This window comes from Devosia subaequoris, assembly GCF_014197055.1.
GTDB classification, from domain to species: domain Bacteria; phylum Pseudomonadota; class Alphaproteobacteria; order Rhizobiales; family Devosiaceae; genus Devosia; species Devosia subaequoris.
Map to the genome: position 1 here is coordinate 537,902 of NZ_JACIEW010000001.1, position 17,609 is coordinate 555,510.

A 17,609-nucleotide genomic window follows, 5' to 3' on the forward strand; every position below is an offset into this window, starting at 1 on the left:
CTAGTCCTGCGCTAGCCACCGGCCCATAATGTTCGCACCGCATTCGCGGCCTATTCCGATTCACCCCGGTTTCCTGCCTTGATCCGCGTTACCCCGCTCATCCTGGCGGTCGCTCTGTTCATGGAACAGATGGACTCGACCGTCATCGCGACGTCGCTGCCCGCGATTGCCAATGACATCGGCACTGAGCCGATTGCGCTGAAGCTCGCGCTGACGGCGTATTTCGTGGCGCTGGCCATCTTCATTCCGATCAGCGGCTGGATGGCCGATCGATTTGGCGCCAAGAATATCTTTCGGCTGGCGATCTTCGTGTTCATGCTTGGGTCGCTTGCCTGTTCCTTCGCCTATTCGCTGGAAACTTTCGTGGGCTCGCGCTTCTTCCAGGGCATCGGCTCGTCGATGATGACGCCGGTTGGACGGCTGTTGCTGGTGCGCTCCACCCCGCGCAACGAACTGGTGGCCGCCATGGCGTGGCTGACCATACCCGCGCTGATAGCCCCGGTTTCCGGACCACTTATCGGCGGGTTTCTGACAACCTATCTTTCCTGGCACTGGATCTTCTGGATCAATATTCCCATCGGTATTGCCGGGATCATCTTTTCCAGCATCTATCTCCAGGTGCCCGACGAGCGCACGCCGCGGTCGGTCGACATGGTCGGGTTCTTCATTGCGGCCGTCGCCTTTGCCGGATCGGTGTTCGGGCTGTCGGTGATCAGCCTACCGGCCCTGCCGATTATTTACGGTTACATGACACTGGCAATTGGGGTGACTGCGGCCCTGCTCTATTTGCTGCATGCCCGCAAGACGAAATATCCCCTGCTCGATCCGAGCCTGTTCCGTCACAAACTGTTCCGCTCTTCGGTCACCGGGGGATCGTTTTTCCGCATTGGCGTGGGCGCCATGCCCTTCCTGCTGCCGCTGATGCTGCAGCTCGGTTTCGGGCTCAATCCGTTTCAGTCCGGCGCCATCACGTTCGTATCGGCGATTGGCGCGATCATGAGCAAGTTCATTGCCGAGCGGATCTTTGCGCGCTTCGGCTTTCCGCGCGTATTGGGCTTGGCGGCAGTGTTTGGTGGTCTCCTGATCGCAGCGCAGGGACTGTTCACCACCGAAACGCCAGTCGCGGTAATGATGATCATCCTGCTTGCGGGCGGCGTGCTGCGCTCGATCTTTTTTACCGGCACCAACGCCATCGGCTATGCCGATATCTCCGACGAAGAAGCCAGCCAGGCCACCGCCATCGTTGCGGTGGGCCAGCAACTCTCGGTCGCTTTCGGAGTGGCGGTGGCCGGCGCCATTTTGGAGATCACCACGACTTTCAGTGGCGGCCACCTGACGCTGCTCAATTTTCAGATTGCCTTTTTCGCCGTTGGGGGCATGAGCGCCCTCGCCGGTATCATCTATTTCCGCCTGCCGCATGACGCCGGCAACAATGTTTCCGGCCACAGGGCCGCCCGGGAGTGAGCGGCACCGAAATATTGGGCCGAAACAATACATGTCGCGCGCAACACCTCTGATTCTCGCCACGGCGATCTTCATGGAGAACATGGATTCCACGGTGATCGCCACCTCGCTGGCGGCCATTGCGGCCGATATCGGCACCGATCCTATCTCGCTCAAACTGGCGCTGACCGCCTATCTCGTGGCCCTGGCCATCTTCATTCCGATTTCGAGCTGGATGGCAGACCGGTTCGGCGCCCGCCGGGTGTTCCGGCTGGCCATGCTGGTCTTCATGATCGGCTCGATCGCCTGTGCCTTTTCCGGCTCGCTGGCCCAGTTCGTTGGCGCCCGCTTCATTCAGGGCATGGGCGGCGCGATGATGGGACCGGTGGCACGGCTGGTGCTGGTGCGGATGACGCCGCGCCATCAATTGGTCGACGCCATGGCCTGGCTAACCATTCCGGGTCTGATCGGCCCCATTGTCGGCCCACCTTTTGGCGGGTTCCTGACCACCTATTTCTCCTGGCACTGGATCTTCATCATCAATATTCCCATCGGCCTGCTCGGCATGGCGCTGGTGGGGCTGGCGCTGCCCAGCGAGACGCGCAACAAGCCACGCAGTATCGACGGCAAGGGTTTTGTGCTGGCGGGGCTTGCCTTTGCGCTCTTTGCCTTCGGCTGCTCGGTCGTCAGCCTACCGGCCCTGCCCCCGGTCTATGGGGTGGTCGCGGCCAGCCTGGGCATCGGTCTGGGATATTTCTACATCCGCCATGCGCTATCGACGGAGTATCCGCTGCTCGATCTGCGACTGCTGCGCCTGCCGATCTTCCGGGTTTCTGTGGTGGCGGGCAGCTTCTTCCGCCTCGGCCAGGGCGCGGTGCCATTTCTTTTCCCGCTGATGCTGCAACTCGGCTTTGGCCTGTCACCGTTCGAAAGCGGCATGGTGACCTTTGTCGCCGCCATCGGAGCTCTGGCCGCCAAATTCGTCGCCAACCGGATCTTCAAACGCTGGGGATTCAAATACCCGCTGCTGATTGCCAGCCTGGTTTCGACCCTGGGTATTCTGGTGATGGGCTTTTATGTGCCGGGCACACCGATCCCGTTGATGCTGGGGATCCTGGTGTTCACTGGGTTCTGGCAATCCACGTTCTGGACTGGGTCCAATGCCTTCGTGTTCGCCGATGTGGACGACAAGGATGCCGGTCAGGCCAACGTCATAAGCCAGGTCTGGGGACAGTTGATGTTCGCCATGGGCGTGGCAGTGGGCGGTGGCACACTCGAACTCGCGCATCGCCTGCGCGGCGGGGGCGAACTGGCCCTGGCCGATTTCCACATCGCCTTTTTCGTGGTCTCGGCCATCAGTGCTGTCGCAGTCGTCATGTTCCTGCGCATTCCGCGCAATGCGGGCCACCAGTTGATGAGCGGCCCGCATATGCATTGATCCGGCGAAGGATCAGTTCACCGTAACCCAGCGCAGCATGAGGAAGTTGTCCGGACGCTGCACCAAATCAACTCCGTCACGCGCGGCCCAGACCAGGGGCTCTTCATAGAGCGGCACATAGGCCGTTTCGTCCTGAATGATGCCCGCGACTTCGTCCAGCATCTCCTGGCGGGCTGCCGGATCGAGTTCCTGCTGGATCTGGGGCAGCAATTCATCGATGCGCGCATTGGAATAGCCGCCGAAGTTCCAGGTCCCGAGCTGCTCGGTCGGTGTGTGCGCCAGGAAGCGGATCGGGTGCTCGGCGTCGAACGTGCCCGGCGACCAGCCGAGGAGGTAGAGGTCGGCATTGTCCTCGCGCAGTTCGGGCCAGTAATTGGCGACCGGCATGGTTTCAAGTTCGGCGTTCAACCCCACCTGCTGCAGCATGCCGGTGATGGCCAGGCACACATCGGCGTCATTGAGATAGCGGTCATTGGGGCAGCGGAAGCTAAAGGTGAAACCCTCGGGATAACCCGCTTCGGCCAGCAAGGCGCGGGCTGCATCGGGGTCGTAGGCCGGGCGTTCGGTGTGAGCTGCCGAATAGCCCGAGAGCCCTGCAGGCTGCAACTGCGCCGCCGGCTTGGCGAGACCGCCCATGATCACCTGGACGATCGCAGGAACATTGACCGCGTGCGCGACGGCCTGGCGGACGCGCGCATCGGTGAAGGGATTCCCCTCGACATTGCCGTCGGTGAAATAGAGCGTGTCCTTGTCCTGGCTGAAGCCGAGCATGATGACGCGCGCCTCGACCCCGGAGAACACTGTGATCCCATCGGTTTCGGCCAGGCGAGGCGCGTTCTGTACCGGCACCGTGGTCAACATATCGAGTTCGCCCGACAGGAGCGCGGCGATGGCCGTGGCCGAATTGGTGATCGGGCTCAGCACGGCCTCGGTGAGGTTGTGTTCGGGCTCATCCCACCAATCGGGGTTGGCCACCAGGCGCGTGGCAACGCCCGGCTCGCGCGTGTCGAGCATGAACGGACCGGTGCCGTTCGCGTTCAGGGTCGCGTAGGTTTCGCTGTCCCGCGCCGGCGCGGTCGCGCCATTGGCCTCGGCCCAGTCGCGATCGAGAATCATCCAGTTGGCGATGCTGTCGGGAAACAGCGGATTGGGGCCATTGGTGATGAACTCGACGGTATAATCATCCACCACCCGCAATTCGCTGACCGGCGCGAACCAGGATTTCACATCCGACTGCTCGGAAATTGCGCGCTCATAGGAAAACAGCACGTCATCGGCATTGAACTGGGCACCATCCTGAAAGGTGACTCCCTCGCGCAGAGTAAAACGCCAGCCGTCCTCCTCGCCAGTCAAGGGTTCCCAGGCGGTGGCCAGGGATGGCTCGATGGCCATGTCCTTGCCGCGTCGCACCAGCCCCTCATAGATATTGTTCAGGAACGAGGTGACCGGCGCCAGATTGGCGGCATGCGGGTCCATGGTCTGCGGGTCGGTGGCGGCCGACCAGCGGAAGGTTTCGGCCATGGCGGTGCCGCCGAGCAGGGCGACCATCGATGTGGCCAGGAATATTCGGGTAGTGGTATGACGCAACATGGGTTCCTCCCGGGTCATTACTGCAGCCAGCATTTCAGCCTTGGCCACAATGACCAAGTGCAATGTCTAAGAAGTGTTCGATTTTGCGCCGCGTGCGGTTACCGGGCCGGACTGCTTTTTCTTTGCGTGGCATCACTTTGAGCACTGACGTGCCTGGTGGGCCGCCATGGCCAGCCGAGTAACCCACCATTCAAGCAAAGCCCTCATGGCCTCCGCCTCTGAAATCACTCCACCGGAGTAATTTAGTCTTCGGCCGAGCCGGAGCCCTTGAATCCCTTCGCGACCAGATAGGCCTCCGCCGAATCCTTGCGGCTCGAAGGCGGCTTGACGTGAAAAGTCGTCGCAAAGTGCCGCTTGAGCATGTGCAGCAGCTCATGCTCGGTTCCACCCTGAAACACCTTGGCCACGAAGGACCCGCCGGGATTGAGCACCTGGATCGCGAAATCGGCGGCGATTTCGATCAGATGCACGATCCGCAGATGGTCGGTGGCGCGGTGGCCGGTGGTGGGCCAGGCCATGTCGCTCATCACCACATCGGCGCCGTGACCGCCCATGGCCTCGATCAGCATGGCAGGCGCATCCTCCTCGGTGAAGTCCTTCTTGAGCAGGATGACGCCGGGGATAGCGTCCATATCGAGATAGTCGATGCCCACGATCAACGGATGCTCGGTTGTGGAGCCAACCGCACTGGCCGCCACTTGCGACCAGCCGCCGGGCGCGGCGCCGAGATCGACCACGCGCATGCCCTTCTTGAAGAGCTTGTGCTTCTCGTTGATCTCCCGAATCTTGAAGGCGGCGCGGGACCGGTAGCCCTCGGCGCGAGCGCGCGCCACATAAGGATCGTTGAGCTGGCGTTCGAGCCATTTGGTCGAAGCAACCTTGCGGCCCTTGGCCGTTTTCACCCTGATCTTGAGGTCCTTGTCGGACTTGCGGCCGCCCGTGCCCAGCGCCTTGTTATTGGCCATTGCCTTGCCTCCTGGGGTAGCGGTTCGGGCGCTTCTGCGAACGGTCGGCGTCCATCAGGGAAATCAGAATGCCTTCACGCAAACCGCGGTCGGCCACGCGGACACGTTCGGTCGGCCATTCGCGGCGAATGGCTTCGAAAATGGCGCAGCCGGGCAGCACCAGATCGGCGCGGTCCTTACCGATGCAGGCATGGGCAACACGGCGCTCGAACGGCATGCCGAGCAGTGCCCGCATGGTTTCATCGACCTGGTCGCGCCGCATCCAGAGGCCATCGACCTTCTGCCGCTCATAGCGCTCCAGCCCCAGATGCAACCCGGCCAGCGTCGTCACAGTGCCCGAGGTCCCGATCAGGTGCACCGGGTGGGTGCCAATCATCTGCTTGAGCTTTTCGCGGCCGCGGAACTGGCGCAGATGCGAGCCGACATGTTCGACCATGGCCTCGAACACTTCGGGGGTGACATCGACGCCGCCGAACTTTTCGGCAATCGAGACCACGCCCACCGGCAGGGATTGCCAGGAGCGGATGGAGGCCGACATGCGGCCCTGGGCGCGCGGGCGTCCCCCACGAAAATCGAGCCAGGCAAGCTCGGAGGAGCCGCCGCCAATGTCGAACATCAGCGCGCCCTGCGCTGCGCCATCGATCAGGTCGGCACAGCCCGTCACCGCCAATTCGGCCTCGGTGCGGCGATCGACGATTTCGAGTTCGAGGCCGACTTCATTCCGGACACGGTCAAGAAAGGCCGTTCCGTTCTCGGCGGCGCGGCAGGCCTCGGTGGCGATCAGGCGCATGCGGCTGGGTTGATGGTCGCGCAGCTTGTTGCGGCACTGGCGCAGGGCGTCCAGCGTGCGGTCCATAGCCGCATCGGATAGCCGACCGGTGACCGACACCCCCTCCCCCAGGCGGACGATTCGGGTGAACCCATCGAGCACGCGGAAGCCGCGCTCATGCGGACGGGCGATCAACAATCGGCAATTATTGGTGCCCAGGTCCAGCGCCGCATAGAGCGGGCCACGACCGCGTCTGGGATGGGGGGCGTTTGGGGTCCGTTGTTCCGGCACGGCAGGCGGGGCTGCGCCCGCCCGCTCCCTCCGGCTCTGGCCGGAAGAGACGCCGGCTCCGGCCTCGTCCACAAGGGCCGAGACCAGGGCGGACCGAACAGGTTCGGTCACTATTGGCTCCTTTGTGCACGGTCGCAGGACCGGACAGACCGGCCGCGCCCGAAGGCACATCATGTTGCGTTGTCGAGAATGACGGTAGAGCAAGGCAGGCCGAAGCGCAACGCAAAGCATGCCCAACACGCCTTCCAGGCAATCCAGCCAACTTGGAAAATCGGCATTGCCCCGGCCTTTGCGGCAGCGGCCCCAAGGATTTTTCCCCAGCACGGCGTTATTCGCGCGCCGTCCCGCTTGCATTCGGCCCCAGCTTTGTCTAATGAGACCCCCGTCGCGCTTCGCCGCCCCAGGGCCGCCGCGCTGACCTGCCAGCAGGTACCTGCTGGGGAATAGTTCAATGGTAGAACAGCGGACTCTGACTCCGTCGATCTTGGTTCGAATCCAGGTTCCCCAGCCAAACCTCCCTAAGTCATTGATCTTGCAATCCCTCCAGGTTTTCCAGGGGTTTGCGGTCGGTCACATGGCCCACCATTGTGGCCCAGTTTTCCCATACCGCAGCACTCGATCAAAGCGAACGCTACAACCCCTGGGGAAGGAGAAATTACGCATGCCCACCGGCTCCAACCTCATAGTTCGCGGCTCTGTTTGCTGCGCTCGCCTCAAGGTGCCCGCTGAGCTTCAGCGCTTAGTGGGCACAAAGGAACGTACGCGGCCGCTTTTTTAGGATGTCGCGCTCCTCGGTGACCCGCGCCAGTTCTCGCTTCAGCAGCCGGATCTCCTCGGACTGTTCATCGCCCTTGCCGACATCAGAGGCGTACGTCTTACGCCACGCGTAGAGCGAATGGACACTCACCCCCAAGACGCTGCGACACCTCCGAAACCGGATACCCTCGCTCGGTGATCTGACGCACCGCGTCACGTTTGAACTCGTCGCTGAAATTGCCTTTGCCCATATAGGCCTGATTGCCTCAAAACTAGAGAAGAAGGCGTCTACAAATCTAGGGACTATTCAAAGCTTGTGAAGGCGGAAGCTCTAGAACGCCGGGTTGTAGTTGAAGTAGAGGGGATTGGAGAGGGCGACCATGTTCTGACTCAGTGCCATGGAGTTGGGCACCGCCGGATAGGGGGTCTGCGGCCCTTCGATCTCGACGCGATAATAATTGCGTTCGCCTGTGCCGGGAGTGTCAACGAAGCGAACACTGCGCGTCTCAGGGTCGGTAATCAACGTCGCAAATTCGTCCCGATTGCGCACCACCCGCACGCGATAGCTCGCCCTATCGATGCCGCCGCCGACCAGGCGCACCTCGAAGGTCACCGGCGCACCAGTCGGTTTGACATTGTCGCCCATCATCATGTCCATCACCCCGTCCCCATCGTGATCGGCGACCAGTTCGACACGCGGATTGAACGGATTGGCGCTGACAGACGCGCGTCCCGCCGCCATGGCTTCCAGCACGGCCTGTTTGGTGCGCTCCCGCGCATAGACCCAGGTCGTCGGTGTACCGACATAGTTGGCTGTCGCCTCGATGGAGTGGGGTGTGGTCAATTCGGGCGCATCGGGCACGCCGTGATGGGCGTCACTGCCGCCCCGCCCCCCCAGCATGCGCCCCGATTTAAGCATATCGTCCCAGATGCGAACGCCGGGGACATTCTTGGGCCAGACGCTGCCGTTCCAGATCTCCACCGAATCCGCAAGGTCGAACGAAAAGCCGTAATGGTTCTTCGTGCTGGGGTGATTGGCTGAGAAATGCACGCCCAGTTCGCGTTTGAGGGCAAGCAGGTTCCAATCCCGATCATCACGGTGGTCGAACACCCGCTGGTGGTCATAAGGACCAGTCGAGAGAATATTGATGTGACCGCGATTGGCGGTTAGCTCGGCCCCGTGGAACAACAGCAGATTGTCTGATCTGAGTTCGGGGTCGGCCCAGGTATGGCTAGCCACCGCGCCCATGACATGAACGTCGTGGTCGGTGATGGCGAGGTAGTCAAAACCCTGACTCTCGGCAAAGCCGATGATCTTGCCGATCGGGTTGTTGGATGAATCGGTGCTGTGCCGGGAATGCAGATGCCAGTCACCCTTGAGCCAGACCCCTTCCCGAGCCGGAAGCGGCGGAAGCGAAGTGGGGATAGCCGGGATCATGCGCGTACTCCCGTCTCCAGCTTGAGGGTCAGAATCTGGAACGGGGTGAGTGCCAGCTGGACCTTGCCATCTTCGATCGTCAGAGGCCGTGGATCGCGTTCGAGCAGATTGACGATCTCCGCCTGCCTTGTGCCGTCGGGCAGGCGTACGCTCACAGTGCTGCTGTGTCCGTGCGTTTCCCAAATGCGAGCGATCAAGCCGGCACCGTCCTCGCTACGCTTGAGCGCCTCCAACGTCACTCCCTGTCCGTCCAGCTCAAGCAGCGGACAAGACGCGGCCTCGCTCCCCTGCCCCGCCATCAGCCTCAGTGGCAGATTATAGGCTTCGGCGCGGGCGGGAATATCACTGGCCAGCAGGCCATGATGCACAATGGCCGCATAGCGGAAATGGTGTTCGCCCTGATCGGCCTCGGGCCATGGATAGACCGGCGACTTGAGCAGTGTCAGGCGAACCGTGCTGCCACGCACGTCATAGCCGTATTTGCAGTCGTTGACGAACGCGACGCCGAAATCGGGTTCGGAAACATCGACCCAGCGATGCATGACGGTCTCGAAACGCGCCTGATCCCATGACGTATTGGCATGGCTGGGACGCCGGACATGACCGTACTGGATCTCCGCCGTACTCTCCTGGGCCAGCACGTCGAGCGGGAACGCAACCTTCACCAGCGTATCGTGCTCATGCCAGTCAACACAATTGTCGAAGTCGAGCTGATCGCTGTCGGCACCAAGGGCGACGATCTGCACGATGCGGGACTGCTCGTAGCGCCATTCGAAGCGGATCGCGGCCCGGTGCGGGCCAGTTTCAACGACCTCGGCGCTGACCAGATCGTCGATCTCCCAGACCTGATCCTCGAAACTGTCATCAATGTCCCAGGCGTCATATTCGACCGGCATGTCCCGATAGGCCTGCAGCCGGTTCGCCGCCTGTCCTGGCTTGATCGTCTCTCGCCCACGCCGCTTGTCGAATAGGGACACCAGATGCCCCTTGTCGTCGAAGCGGGCTGCAATCATCCCGTTTTCGAGATGATGCGCGGAGACATCCAGCCCGCCATTGCCGCTTGCGTGGTCACCGGTTGCGCGCTCAACGCTTATGACGCTTGTTGCCGGCAGGTCTTTGACCAGCACGCCCTGTCGTGTCCGACCATCGGCCCGATGAATGACTTGGCTGGCGATCGACCGGCCGTCAATCGTCAGGCAGGACGGCTGTTCAGCGTCGAATTCGAGCAGGCCATCGCGCGGCCTGCCCAATGCGTTGAGCACGCCAAAGCGACCTTTGCCCGCCCGTGCACCTGTCAGTTCACCGCGCAGCTGCTCGGCAATTTCAAAAAACTGCTCATAATCGCGATCGCTGTCATCGAACACACCGCCGATCGAGGTTCCGGGCAGAATGTCGTGGAACTGATTGAGCAGCACGATGCGCCAAAGCGCGTGCAGCTGCGCCCCGGGATACGGCAGCCCGAGACGCTCTTGCGCCAAAACGGCCAACACCTCGAGTTCGCGCAGCGTCTGTTCGGCAAGACGATTGTTGCGCTTGTTCTTGGCCACCGAGGTCAGCGTGCCGCGGTGATATTCGAGATAGAGTTCCCCCACCCAGGTTGGATAGTCCCCCGGACGCTCGGCCATGCGCTTCAGAAGCCGCTCGAAATAGGGCCGCATGTGCTCATGCCGGACGGCCGGGCAGCCAGGGATGCCCTTTTCCATGCGGCGGATATTCTCCAGCATCTCGCGGGTGGGCCCACCGCCACCATCGCCATGGCCATAAACCATGAAGAGTTCATTGTTGAGCGACTGTTGCGCATGGCGCTTCCACGTTCCCATGACAAAAGTCGGCTTGATGTCGGCATTGTATGTCGTGCCAAAACCTGTCGCTGTGTAGGGCTGGGTGGTCATGAAATAGGCGGCCACGGTGCTGCCATCGATCCCCTGCCAGTGGAAGGTCTCGTTGGGCATGCGATTGGTGTCGTTCCAGCTCATCTTGTGGGTAACGAACATATCGACGTCGGCCAGCTTCATCATCTGCGGCAGCGCAGCAGAATAACCGAACGTATCCGGGAGCCAGAACACACGCGGCGTCACCCCGAAAGTTTCTTCGTGATAGGCCACACCGTGCAGAATATGCCGGGCAAAGGACTCGCCACTGGTGATATTGGCGTCGGGCTCGAGCCAAAGCGCCCCTTCGATCTCGAACTTGCCCGCCTCGACCTGCTTCTGAACCCGCTCGAAGATTTCGGGGTAGTCCTGAGCCAGATAGTCCAGCAGCACGCCCTGATTATACATGAAGCGGTAGTCGGGATATTGCTCCATCAGAGCCAGGGCCGTCGACATTGACCGAGCCATCTTCTGACGGGTTTCGCGCACGCGCCAGAGCCATGCGACATCGATATGGGTGTGGCCGGTAACCGTGATGACCGGTTTGTCCCCGAAATCCCTGGCCGCATAAATTTCCTCGGCTATCGCCTGGGCCCGTTCAAGCGAGGCCGCAAATCGTGCCGCATCGCCGGGCCGGAAGTCGATTTGTGCCAGCGCCGCATCAACGCGATTGACAATATGGTGCCGTCGCGGATCGTCCTCGGCCAGCAGGCGCGCCACATCGAGCGGCACGGATAGATCGTAGAACACCTTCTCGACCAGTGCGTCATGCGCCAGCAACGAGAACGACATGCCGTATTGCCGTCGGTCCTCGATGGTCCCCGCTTCGAGCAGAATGTCGTAGGTTTCGCCCGCCTGTGCGGCGGTGCTTAGCAGCACCTCCTGGTGATTGCCATCGGCCCCCTGAGCAATCCGGCCATTGACCCGCACCAGGCATTGCGGGTCCGAGCGGCCACGCGTATTGCCAAACTGCGCATTGACCTTGAGAAATACCCGCTGCCCGTTGGCCGCCTCCGGCATTGCAAAGCGCGTCGCGAACCAGAAATAGCTCTCCGGCTCACCCCAAACCAGATCGGGACCAACCGCCTCCCAGTCCTGCGGGTCCTCCATCACAATATCGGCGCGCTGCTCAGGCAGGCCGCGCCGGAAGCGCAGTGGCAAATCCGCGACGATCTCCGTGAAGATATGTGCGCGCAGGCGACGGAGAAGGTGATCCAGTTTTTTGAAACGCATAGGCTTCATCCTGCCGCTAATGAGTGCTGATCGTGATGTCTGGGGTGACGCCGTGAGCCGGCGGCGGTTGCGGGACGAAGTCGACCAGCAGCCCCTGCTGCCAGTCCAGGCGCAGTTGCGCTGACCCAGGTCCTTCAAACACCAGCGCGTTTTTGCCATCGAAATGCAGTCGGCATTGCCCCATTCGATGGACAAAGTCCGAAAGGGATTCGCCCTGGGCAACGACAACGGCCCATCCCTGTAGCGGTCCATTGCAACGGTATTCAAGTCCCTCTGCGGGCCCCTCCTTGATCGCCTGCAATGCACCGGTTGCCTTGAGGGCCACCAGTCCATCGCCACCCTCCAGCACCAGCAGATCGTCGTGATGGTGATGGATGAGGCCAGCCCGGGCGGCAAAGGCGTGGGTGAAGTTCAGGCGCGCTTCGCTACCCGGTCGGTATTGCAGCAAAGCAGCGTTACCATGCTGACCAACGCGCGGCAGCGTGCCATTCCCGGCCCAGTATGATGGGCGCTGCTGGCCCCAGGGATCGTCCTCGCCGGGGTGATTGATCCAGGCACGGGCCATCGGGTGACTGGCAAAACGCAGGTCGAGCACATGCTGCTGATGACCATGCCCGCCCGCTTTGGCGCCACTATTGGTGGACAGCTGGACATCGCGCGTTTTGTACAGGCCCAGCTCTGCTGCCGGCCCGTAACCCTGCAAATAGCGCGCTGAAACGACCTGCCCCGGGTCCAGCCAGGCGTAGCGCGCAAGCCCCTCGGGCGGTTCATAGCGACCCGCCGCAAACAGCGGCAGCGATGCGACGCCCTTGTTGAGCCATCCCTGGCCAAAGGCAACGGCAGCAAAAGGCGCCAACTCGGTCAGCGGCCCCGCCCGCAATTCCTTGTCATAGGCCCGCCCCATCGAGCCCGCTGGCACGCCTTCGAGCGTGTGGAGCGCAACCATAGTAAAGATCCGGTCGCACATGGCCCGAGCGCGATCTGCCAGGTCCGGTGGCCCAAGCTCTGCCAATGTCAGCAGGCCAATGAAGTCCACTGGGTAATAGGCAGCTGAATTCCATTCCGCGAGCCCGTCTTCTTCAACCGCTTCGAACCAGCGCGCCAGTCGCCCGGCGGCCAATTCCGCTTGCGCCGTCCCAGTCCGGCCAGAAGCCGAAAATGTATCTTGGGCAAAACTCTGCCCGGCCAGCATTTGTGCGACGTGAAAACACAATGCGTGGTTCTCACTCCAGAACCACATGGCGTCATTGCCCGGCTCGTCTACCCAATAGCGGAAATCGAGCACGGCTTGCCGAATACGCGTCTGCAGATTTGCAGGCAACGCGTCCCGGTAGCGTATCCAGACCCAAAGCAACGGCACCGCAACGAAATCGGCACAGTCCCGCCGTTCCGCCATAGCCAGCAGTGTCTCCTCGACGATGCCAGCGATCCGCGGGTCGTCCGTCTCGCCACCTTCGAGCAGGGCGACAACCAACCCCATTCGGTTCTCGCCATAAGCAATGGCGTGTTCGAGCGCCTGCTTTTTGCGGTCAGCCAGGTCGCCCCCAAGTCGCTTGGCCGAGGTCTGGTGCAGAACAGCACACCCGATCGTGCGCTCCACCACACTATCACCGGCCAGAAAAGTAAGTTGCAGTACGTGATAGCCTTGCGGCAGGTCGTGCCCGCTGCATAGCGCTATCTCGGTCGCGCCTGCAGGCAAATCATAGACTGCATCGAGCAACACTGCCCTGGTGTGCGAGGTCGTGGCAATCACGGCGCGAATACGCACGGGCGTGCCGGCTGGCGTGTCGAACAGCAGCGTCAACTCGTCGTCAGCTGTCACCACGTCGCCGCGTGTACGCACCTGGGCTGATAGCCCGCGCAATGTCTCGACGTGGTCTCCCAGGCTTGCGCCCGGCAAATATACATCCAGCGTCACATCGTCGAGCAGCACCAGTTCGAAGAACCAGTTGGTATCTCGCTCTGCCATGTCCTCGGTTAGCACGATGATCTCGCTGCCACCTGCCTTGATGGGCAGATGCACCACGCTGCGCTGATCCGCATTGCGTGTGAACGGTTCAAAGCGCCCGGCCAACTCTCCATCGACCCAGATGTGCACCCCGCCCCGGGTTCGTAGCTCGAACGAGCAATACCGGTCCCTCGACGCAGCAACCCGCGTGCGGCACCAGCGCGCCAGGCGCGTCGGCCGGTGTCGGAACTGGCTGAACTCGACGCGGCGGTTGTTGCCGGGAAGATAAAGCGCTTCAACTGGCCAGTCGGTGCGCAACGTCACGCTGCGCTTGGCGACGTCTCGCCAGGTCGCAACCCGGCAGGGCAAGTCACCGACATCCACAAAGCCGTTGACATATTTGTAGTCCTGCGGATCGCTCGCTGTAGCGGGCTCCCCCGGAAAATACTCGGCTTCAACCTCGGACAATTCCCAGGCGGTCAGACTGTCGCCGCGGGCGATGGTCAGCAAAGGGCACGACATGAAAAACCTTGATGAAACGGTCAGACGAAATGTGTGGTCGGCAGCCGGTAAGGCAGCAATGCCTCAAGCCGCTCAAGCAGGGCCGGCAGTTCGGCAGGTGCCGAAATTCTGTAGTCCGGCACCTCGTCAGCATCGGCGGGCGCATGGGGACGAAGGCTCGACCACGCCATGAAGACCGAGGTTATCCCCAGCCGATTGGCGCCCTTGATGTCCCTGGAAAGGTTGTTGCCCACCATCACGCAACGCCAGGCGTCAGCGCGCGTGAGGCCTGCGGCCTCCAGCGCGGCGTCAAACATGCGCGCGTCGGGCTTTAGCACGCCGACATCGCCGGAGATCACATGGGCATCGAACAGATCCCACAGGCCGTGCTGGCTTAGAACATTCATGAAGGTCTGGCGCGGACCGTCGGCCACCAGTACCAGCTTGTGCCCCGCGTCCTTGAGCGCATGCATCATTTCCGCCGCGCCAGGGATAAGATCACCTCGCAGCACCACCTCACTCCCCGGCTCCTTGATCTCGGTGCGCTCGTCCACGAGCGTGTCGCCGCAATCGAGCAGGATCGCACCAAAATGGGGCAGTTGCTCGGAGAGCCTTGCCAGTTCGCTCTTGACCCGCTTGGGAATCTCGGCCGCAAGCTCGGGCCACGGCAGGATCGGCAGATCCGTTTCGAACCGGCGGTAGGCGTGAGCCGGCACAAAGGCGTCACCCTGCATCTTGAGCCGAGCACGGCGGTGATCCGCCGCCGAGGCGGCATACTTGCCCGATTTGGCGAAGTCATTGCCCAGATGCACGCCCTCTTCGCCTGCCAGCGGGCCGCAAACCGCCTCCAGACGACGACGTGATCCGGCATCCATGTGGTCCGGGCTGGCCCAGTGTGCATGCTTTCCAGCTTCAACATAGATCACCGGCCGGCCATGCGACATCTGGGCAGAGCCTGCGCCAGCATCCATGACCAGCCGGCCGCCATGGGAGGAGGCGTCCACGCGTATGACTGCACCCGAATGATCGACATGCACCCAGACATGTTCGAGGTCGTAGAGGTGGCCGATATCCCAGTCGTAGTAGACCGCATATTCGATGGTAAGCTCGCCAGCGGGCTCGATCGTGAACTTGGACGAGGGCGAGGGGGCCACGTTGCGCAACACGGTCTGCCCGAGCGCCACCGGCAGATAGGGCTCATTGCTGTCCAGCATGAAGACCGGCGCAAATCTGGCGGCGATTTCCGCGTCACTTAACGGCAGATCTGCGCTCACGTCGTCACTCCGGTCAGCGTCAACTCCTCCGCGAAATGGCAGCGGACCTGCCGCCCACCGGCCACCGCGCGCAGCGCGGGTTCGTCGGTGCCGCACACCGGCTGGGCATAGGGGCAACGCGGGTGAAATGTGCATCCCTTGGGCGGATTGGCAGCATTGGCAATCTCACCCTTGAGCGGCACACGCTTGCGGGTGCGATTGCCGCGCGGATCGGGCTGCGGAACTGCTGCCATCAGCGCTTCGGTATAAGGGTGCAACGGCTTGGCGAATAGCTGGTCGGTCGGGGCAGTCTCCATCAACCGCCCCAGATACATCACGCCCACCCGATCCGAGATATGCTCCACCATGCCCAGATCGTGGGTGATGAACAGGTAAGTCAGGCCAAACTTTTCCTGCAGGTCCTGCATCAGATTGATGTTTTGCGCCGCCACCGAAACGTCCAGCGCCGAAACCGCCTCGTCAGCAGCGATAAAGCTCGGGTTAAGCGCCAATGCCCGGGCAATACCGATGCGCTGGCGCTGCCCTCCGGAAAAGGCGTGCGGATAGCGGTTGATATATTCAGGACGCAGCCCGACCACCTGCAACAATTCGGCCACCCGGTCGCGGATTTCGCCCTGGCTGCCCACACCGTGGATCAACATGGGCTCGCCCACCAATTGCAGGAGCGTCATACGCGGGTTGAGCGAGGAATAGGGATCTTGAAAGATCATCTGCATCTCGCGCCGCATAGTGCGCATCTGCCGGTCCGTCAGGTCCGAGAGATCAATGACTTCCCCATTGCCTCCCCGAAACAGGATCTGCCCATCGGTGAGGTCATAGGCCCGTAGCATCAGGCGCGCCACGGTCGACTTGCCCGAGCCTGATTCCCCGACCAGGCCGAAAGTCTCTCCCTTGCGGATATCGAGCGAGACATCGTCGATGGCTTTGATGTGCCCCACGGTCTTTTTCATCCAGCCGGCCTGGATGGGGAAGTATTTCTTCAGCCGGCGCACCGAGATCAGCACATCTTCGGGCATTTCGCCGGCCTGCGGCGTCGAGTGGGACATGGCAGCTTCAGGCATGAACGGGCTCCTGAGCAAACTGGTCTGCGATGTGGCAGCGCGACATCTGGCTACCGAAGCGTTTTTCCGGAGGTTCCTGCACGTCACACAACCCGGCCAGCGCATGGCTGCAACGGGGGTTGAAGGCACAGCCAGGCGGCACGCTGAATGGATCCGGTACCATGCCCGGGATGGTCGGCAAGCGACGTCCCTGATCGACCCCCAGCCGCGGGATCGAGCGCAGCAGGGCCTGGGTATAGGGGTGCTTCGGGGCATAGAAGATATCGTCGACCGTCGCGGTTTCGACAATACGCCCCAGATACATCACCGACACCCGGTCGGCGATGTCGGCCACCACCCCGAAATTGTGGGTGATGAAGATGATCGCCATGCCCAGCTCGGACTGCAGCTGCTTGAGCAGTTCCAGGATTTGCGCTTCCGTCGTCACATCGAGCGCCGTGGTGGGCTCATCGGCGATCAGAAGCGCCGGATCGCAGGAAATAGCCAGAGCGATCATGGCGCGCTGGCGCATGCCGCCCGAAAGCTGGTGCGGATAGGCATCGACCAATTGCTCGGGCCGCGGCATCTGCACCTTGGCCAACAGGTCAATGGCCCGCGCCCGCGCGGCGGACCGGCTCATCCCCATGTGGAGTTGCACCGTACGCATGATCTGACTGCCGATCGTGTGAACCGGCGACAGCGCCGTCATCGGCTCCTGGAAGATCATGCCAATATGCTTGCCGCGCACCTGCCGGATCGCGCGGCTGTTGCGGCCATAAGAGGAAAGCTCGAAATGCTCCCCGGAGCGCAATTGCATCTGCACCCGTCCGCCGGCATCGACCGCCCTTTTGGGCAGCAACCGCATAATGGAACGCGCGGTGATCGACTTGCCCGACCCCGATTCCCCGACGATCCCAAGCACTTCGCCCTTGTTGACATGATAGGAAACGCCGTCCACCGCCTTCACCAACCCTTCGCGCAAGGGGAAGTGGACCTGGACATTGTCGACATCGAGCAGCCGCTCTGGGGGCATGTTGGTTTTGGTCATGGTC

The 17,609-nt window shown here is 62.0% G+C and carries 11 protein-coding genes, 1 tRNA gene and 1 pseudogene; 3 read left to right on the forward strand and 10 right to left on the reverse strand.

Going from position 1 to position 17,609, the window contains the following annotated elements; all coding sequences use genetic code 11:
- Positions 1-120: 120 nt before the first annotated feature.
- Complete coding sequence (locus GGR20_RS02655; RefSeq protein ID WP_246349419.1) at positions 121-1,464, forward strand: MFS transporter; 1,344 nt, start codon at positions 121-123, stop codon at positions 1,462-1,464.
- A gap of 31 nt (positions 1,465-1,495) precedes the next feature.
- A complete protein-coding gene (locus GGR20_RS02660) occupies positions 1,496-2,881 on the forward strand; it encodes an MFS transporter (protein WP_183309666.1) in 1,386 nt (461 codons plus the stop codon).
- Between the two features lie 12 nt (positions 2,882-2,893).
- On the opposite strand, the gene GGR20_RS02665 is transcribed toward GGR20_RS02660, so the two are convergent.
- The 3 genes from GGR20_RS02665 to GGR20_RS02675 form a co-directional block, all read right to left on the reverse strand.
- Complete coding sequence (locus GGR20_RS02665; protein ID WP_183309667.1) at positions 2,894-4,471, reverse strand: ABC transporter substrate-binding protein; 1,578 nt, start codon at positions 4,469-4,471, stop codon at positions 2,894-2,896.
- A gap of 242 nt (positions 4,472-4,713) precedes the next feature.
- Positions 4,714-5,436, reverse strand: coding sequence for an RlmE family RNA methyltransferase (locus GGR20_RS02670; protein ID WP_183309668.1), 723 nt, complete (start codon positions 5,434-5,436; stop codon positions 4,714-4,716).
- Positions 5,426-6,607 (reverse strand): Ppx/GppA phosphatase family protein, encoded by a 1,182-nt coding sequence (locus tag GGR20_RS02675; protein WP_253560009.1) that lies wholly within the window; start codon positions 6,605-6,607, stop codon positions 5,426-5,428. Before GGR20_RS02675 ends, GGR20_RS02670 begins: the two co-directional genes overlap by 11 nt.
- A gap of 326 nt (positions 6,608-6,933) precedes the next feature.
- Here GGR20_RS02675 and GGR20_RS02680 point away from each other — a divergent pair.
- Positions 6,934-7,007: transfer RNA gene (locus GGR20_RS02680), tRNA-Gln, on the forward strand.
- Between the two features lie 368 nt (positions 7,008-7,375).
- Here the strand turns inward: GGR20_RS02680 and GGR20_RS19205 are convergent.
- The 7 genes and pseudogenes from GGR20_RS19205 to GGR20_RS02715 form a co-directional block, all read right to left on the reverse strand.
- Positions 7,376-7,503 (reverse strand): annotated as a pseudogene (locus GGR20_RS19205) (transposase); the annotation flags it as partial.
- Between the two features lie 80 nt (positions 7,504-7,583).
- Complete coding sequence (locus GGR20_RS02690; RefSeq protein WP_183309670.1) at positions 7,584-8,690, reverse strand: CehA/McbA family metallohydrolase; 1,107 nt, start codon at positions 8,688-8,690, stop codon at positions 7,584-7,586.
- Positions 8,687-11,794 carry an alpha-mannosidase gene (locus GGR20_RS02695; RefSeq protein ID WP_246349362.1) on the reverse strand — a complete coding sequence of 1,036 codons (3,108 nt, stop codon included), beginning with the start codon at positions 11,792-11,794 and terminating at the stop codon, positions 8,687-8,689. Before GGR20_RS02695 ends, GGR20_RS02690 begins: the two co-directional genes overlap by 4 nt.
- 16 nt (positions 11,795-11,810) lie before the next feature.
- Positions 11,811-14,264 carry a hypothetical protein gene (locus GGR20_RS02700; RefSeq protein WP_183309672.1) on the reverse strand — a complete coding sequence of 818 codons (2,454 nt, stop codon included), beginning with the start codon at positions 14,262-14,264 and terminating at the stop codon, positions 11,811-11,813.
- A gap of 20 nt (positions 14,265-14,284) precedes the next feature.
- Positions 14,285-15,517 carry an HAD family hydrolase gene (locus GGR20_RS02705; protein WP_253560000.1) on the reverse strand — a complete coding sequence of 411 codons (1,233 nt, stop codon included), beginning with the start codon at positions 15,515-15,517 and terminating at the stop codon, positions 14,285-14,287.
- Positions 15,514-16,578, reverse strand: a complete 1,065-nt coding sequence (locus GGR20_RS02710; RefSeq protein ID WP_183309673.1) for an ABC transporter ATP-binding protein — start codon at positions 16,576-16,578, stop codon at positions 15,514-15,516. Before GGR20_RS02710 ends, GGR20_RS02705 begins: the two co-directional genes overlap by 4 nt.
- A complete protein-coding gene (locus tag GGR20_RS02715) occupies positions 16,571-17,605 on the reverse strand; it encodes an ABC transporter ATP-binding protein (RefSeq protein WP_246349363.1) in 1,035 nt (344 codons plus the stop codon). Before GGR20_RS02715 ends, GGR20_RS02710 begins: the two co-directional genes overlap by 8 nt.
- Positions 17,606-17,609 lie beyond the last annotated feature (4 nt).

What these genes read in the sequence shown, in the direction of transcription:
- GGR20_RS02700 (WP_183309672.1), bottom strand. Translation starts at nt 14,264, where the DNA reads ATGTCGTGCCCTTTGCTGACCATCGCCCGCGGCGACAGTCTGACCGCC.
- GGR20_RS02660 (WP_183309666.1), top strand. Translation starts at nt 1,496, where the DNA reads ATGTCGCGCGCAACACCTCTGATTCTCGCCACGGCGATCTTCATGGAG.
- GGR20_RS02710 (WP_183309673.1), bottom strand. Translation starts at nt 16,578, where the DNA reads ATGCCTGAAGCTGCCATGTCCCACTCGACGCCGCAGGCCGGCGAAATG.
- GGR20_RS02715 (WP_246349363.1), bottom strand. Translation starts at nt 17,605, where the DNA reads ATGACCAAAACCAACATGCCCCCAGAGCGGCTGCTCGATGTCGACAAT.
- GGR20_RS02690 (WP_183309670.1), bottom strand. Translation starts at nt 8,690, where the DNA reads ATGATCCCGGCTATCCCCACTTCGCTTCCGCCGCTTCCGGCTCGGGAA.
- GGR20_RS02665 (WP_183309667.1), bottom strand. Translation starts at nt 4,471, where the DNA reads ATGTTGCGTCATACCACTACCCGAATATTCCTGGCCACATCGATGGTC.
- GGR20_RS02655 (WP_246349419.1), top strand. Translation starts at nt 121, where the DNA reads ATGGAACAGATGGACTCGACCGTCATCGCGACGTCGCTGCCCGCGATT.
- GGR20_RS02695 (WP_246349362.1), bottom strand. Translation starts at nt 11,794, where the DNA reads ATGCGTTTCAAAAAACTGGATCACCTTCTCCGTCGCCTGCGCGCACAT.
- GGR20_RS02670 (WP_183309668.1), bottom strand. Translation starts at nt 5,436, where the DNA reads ATGGCCAATAACAAGGCGCTGGGCACGGGCGGCCGCAAGTCCGACAAG.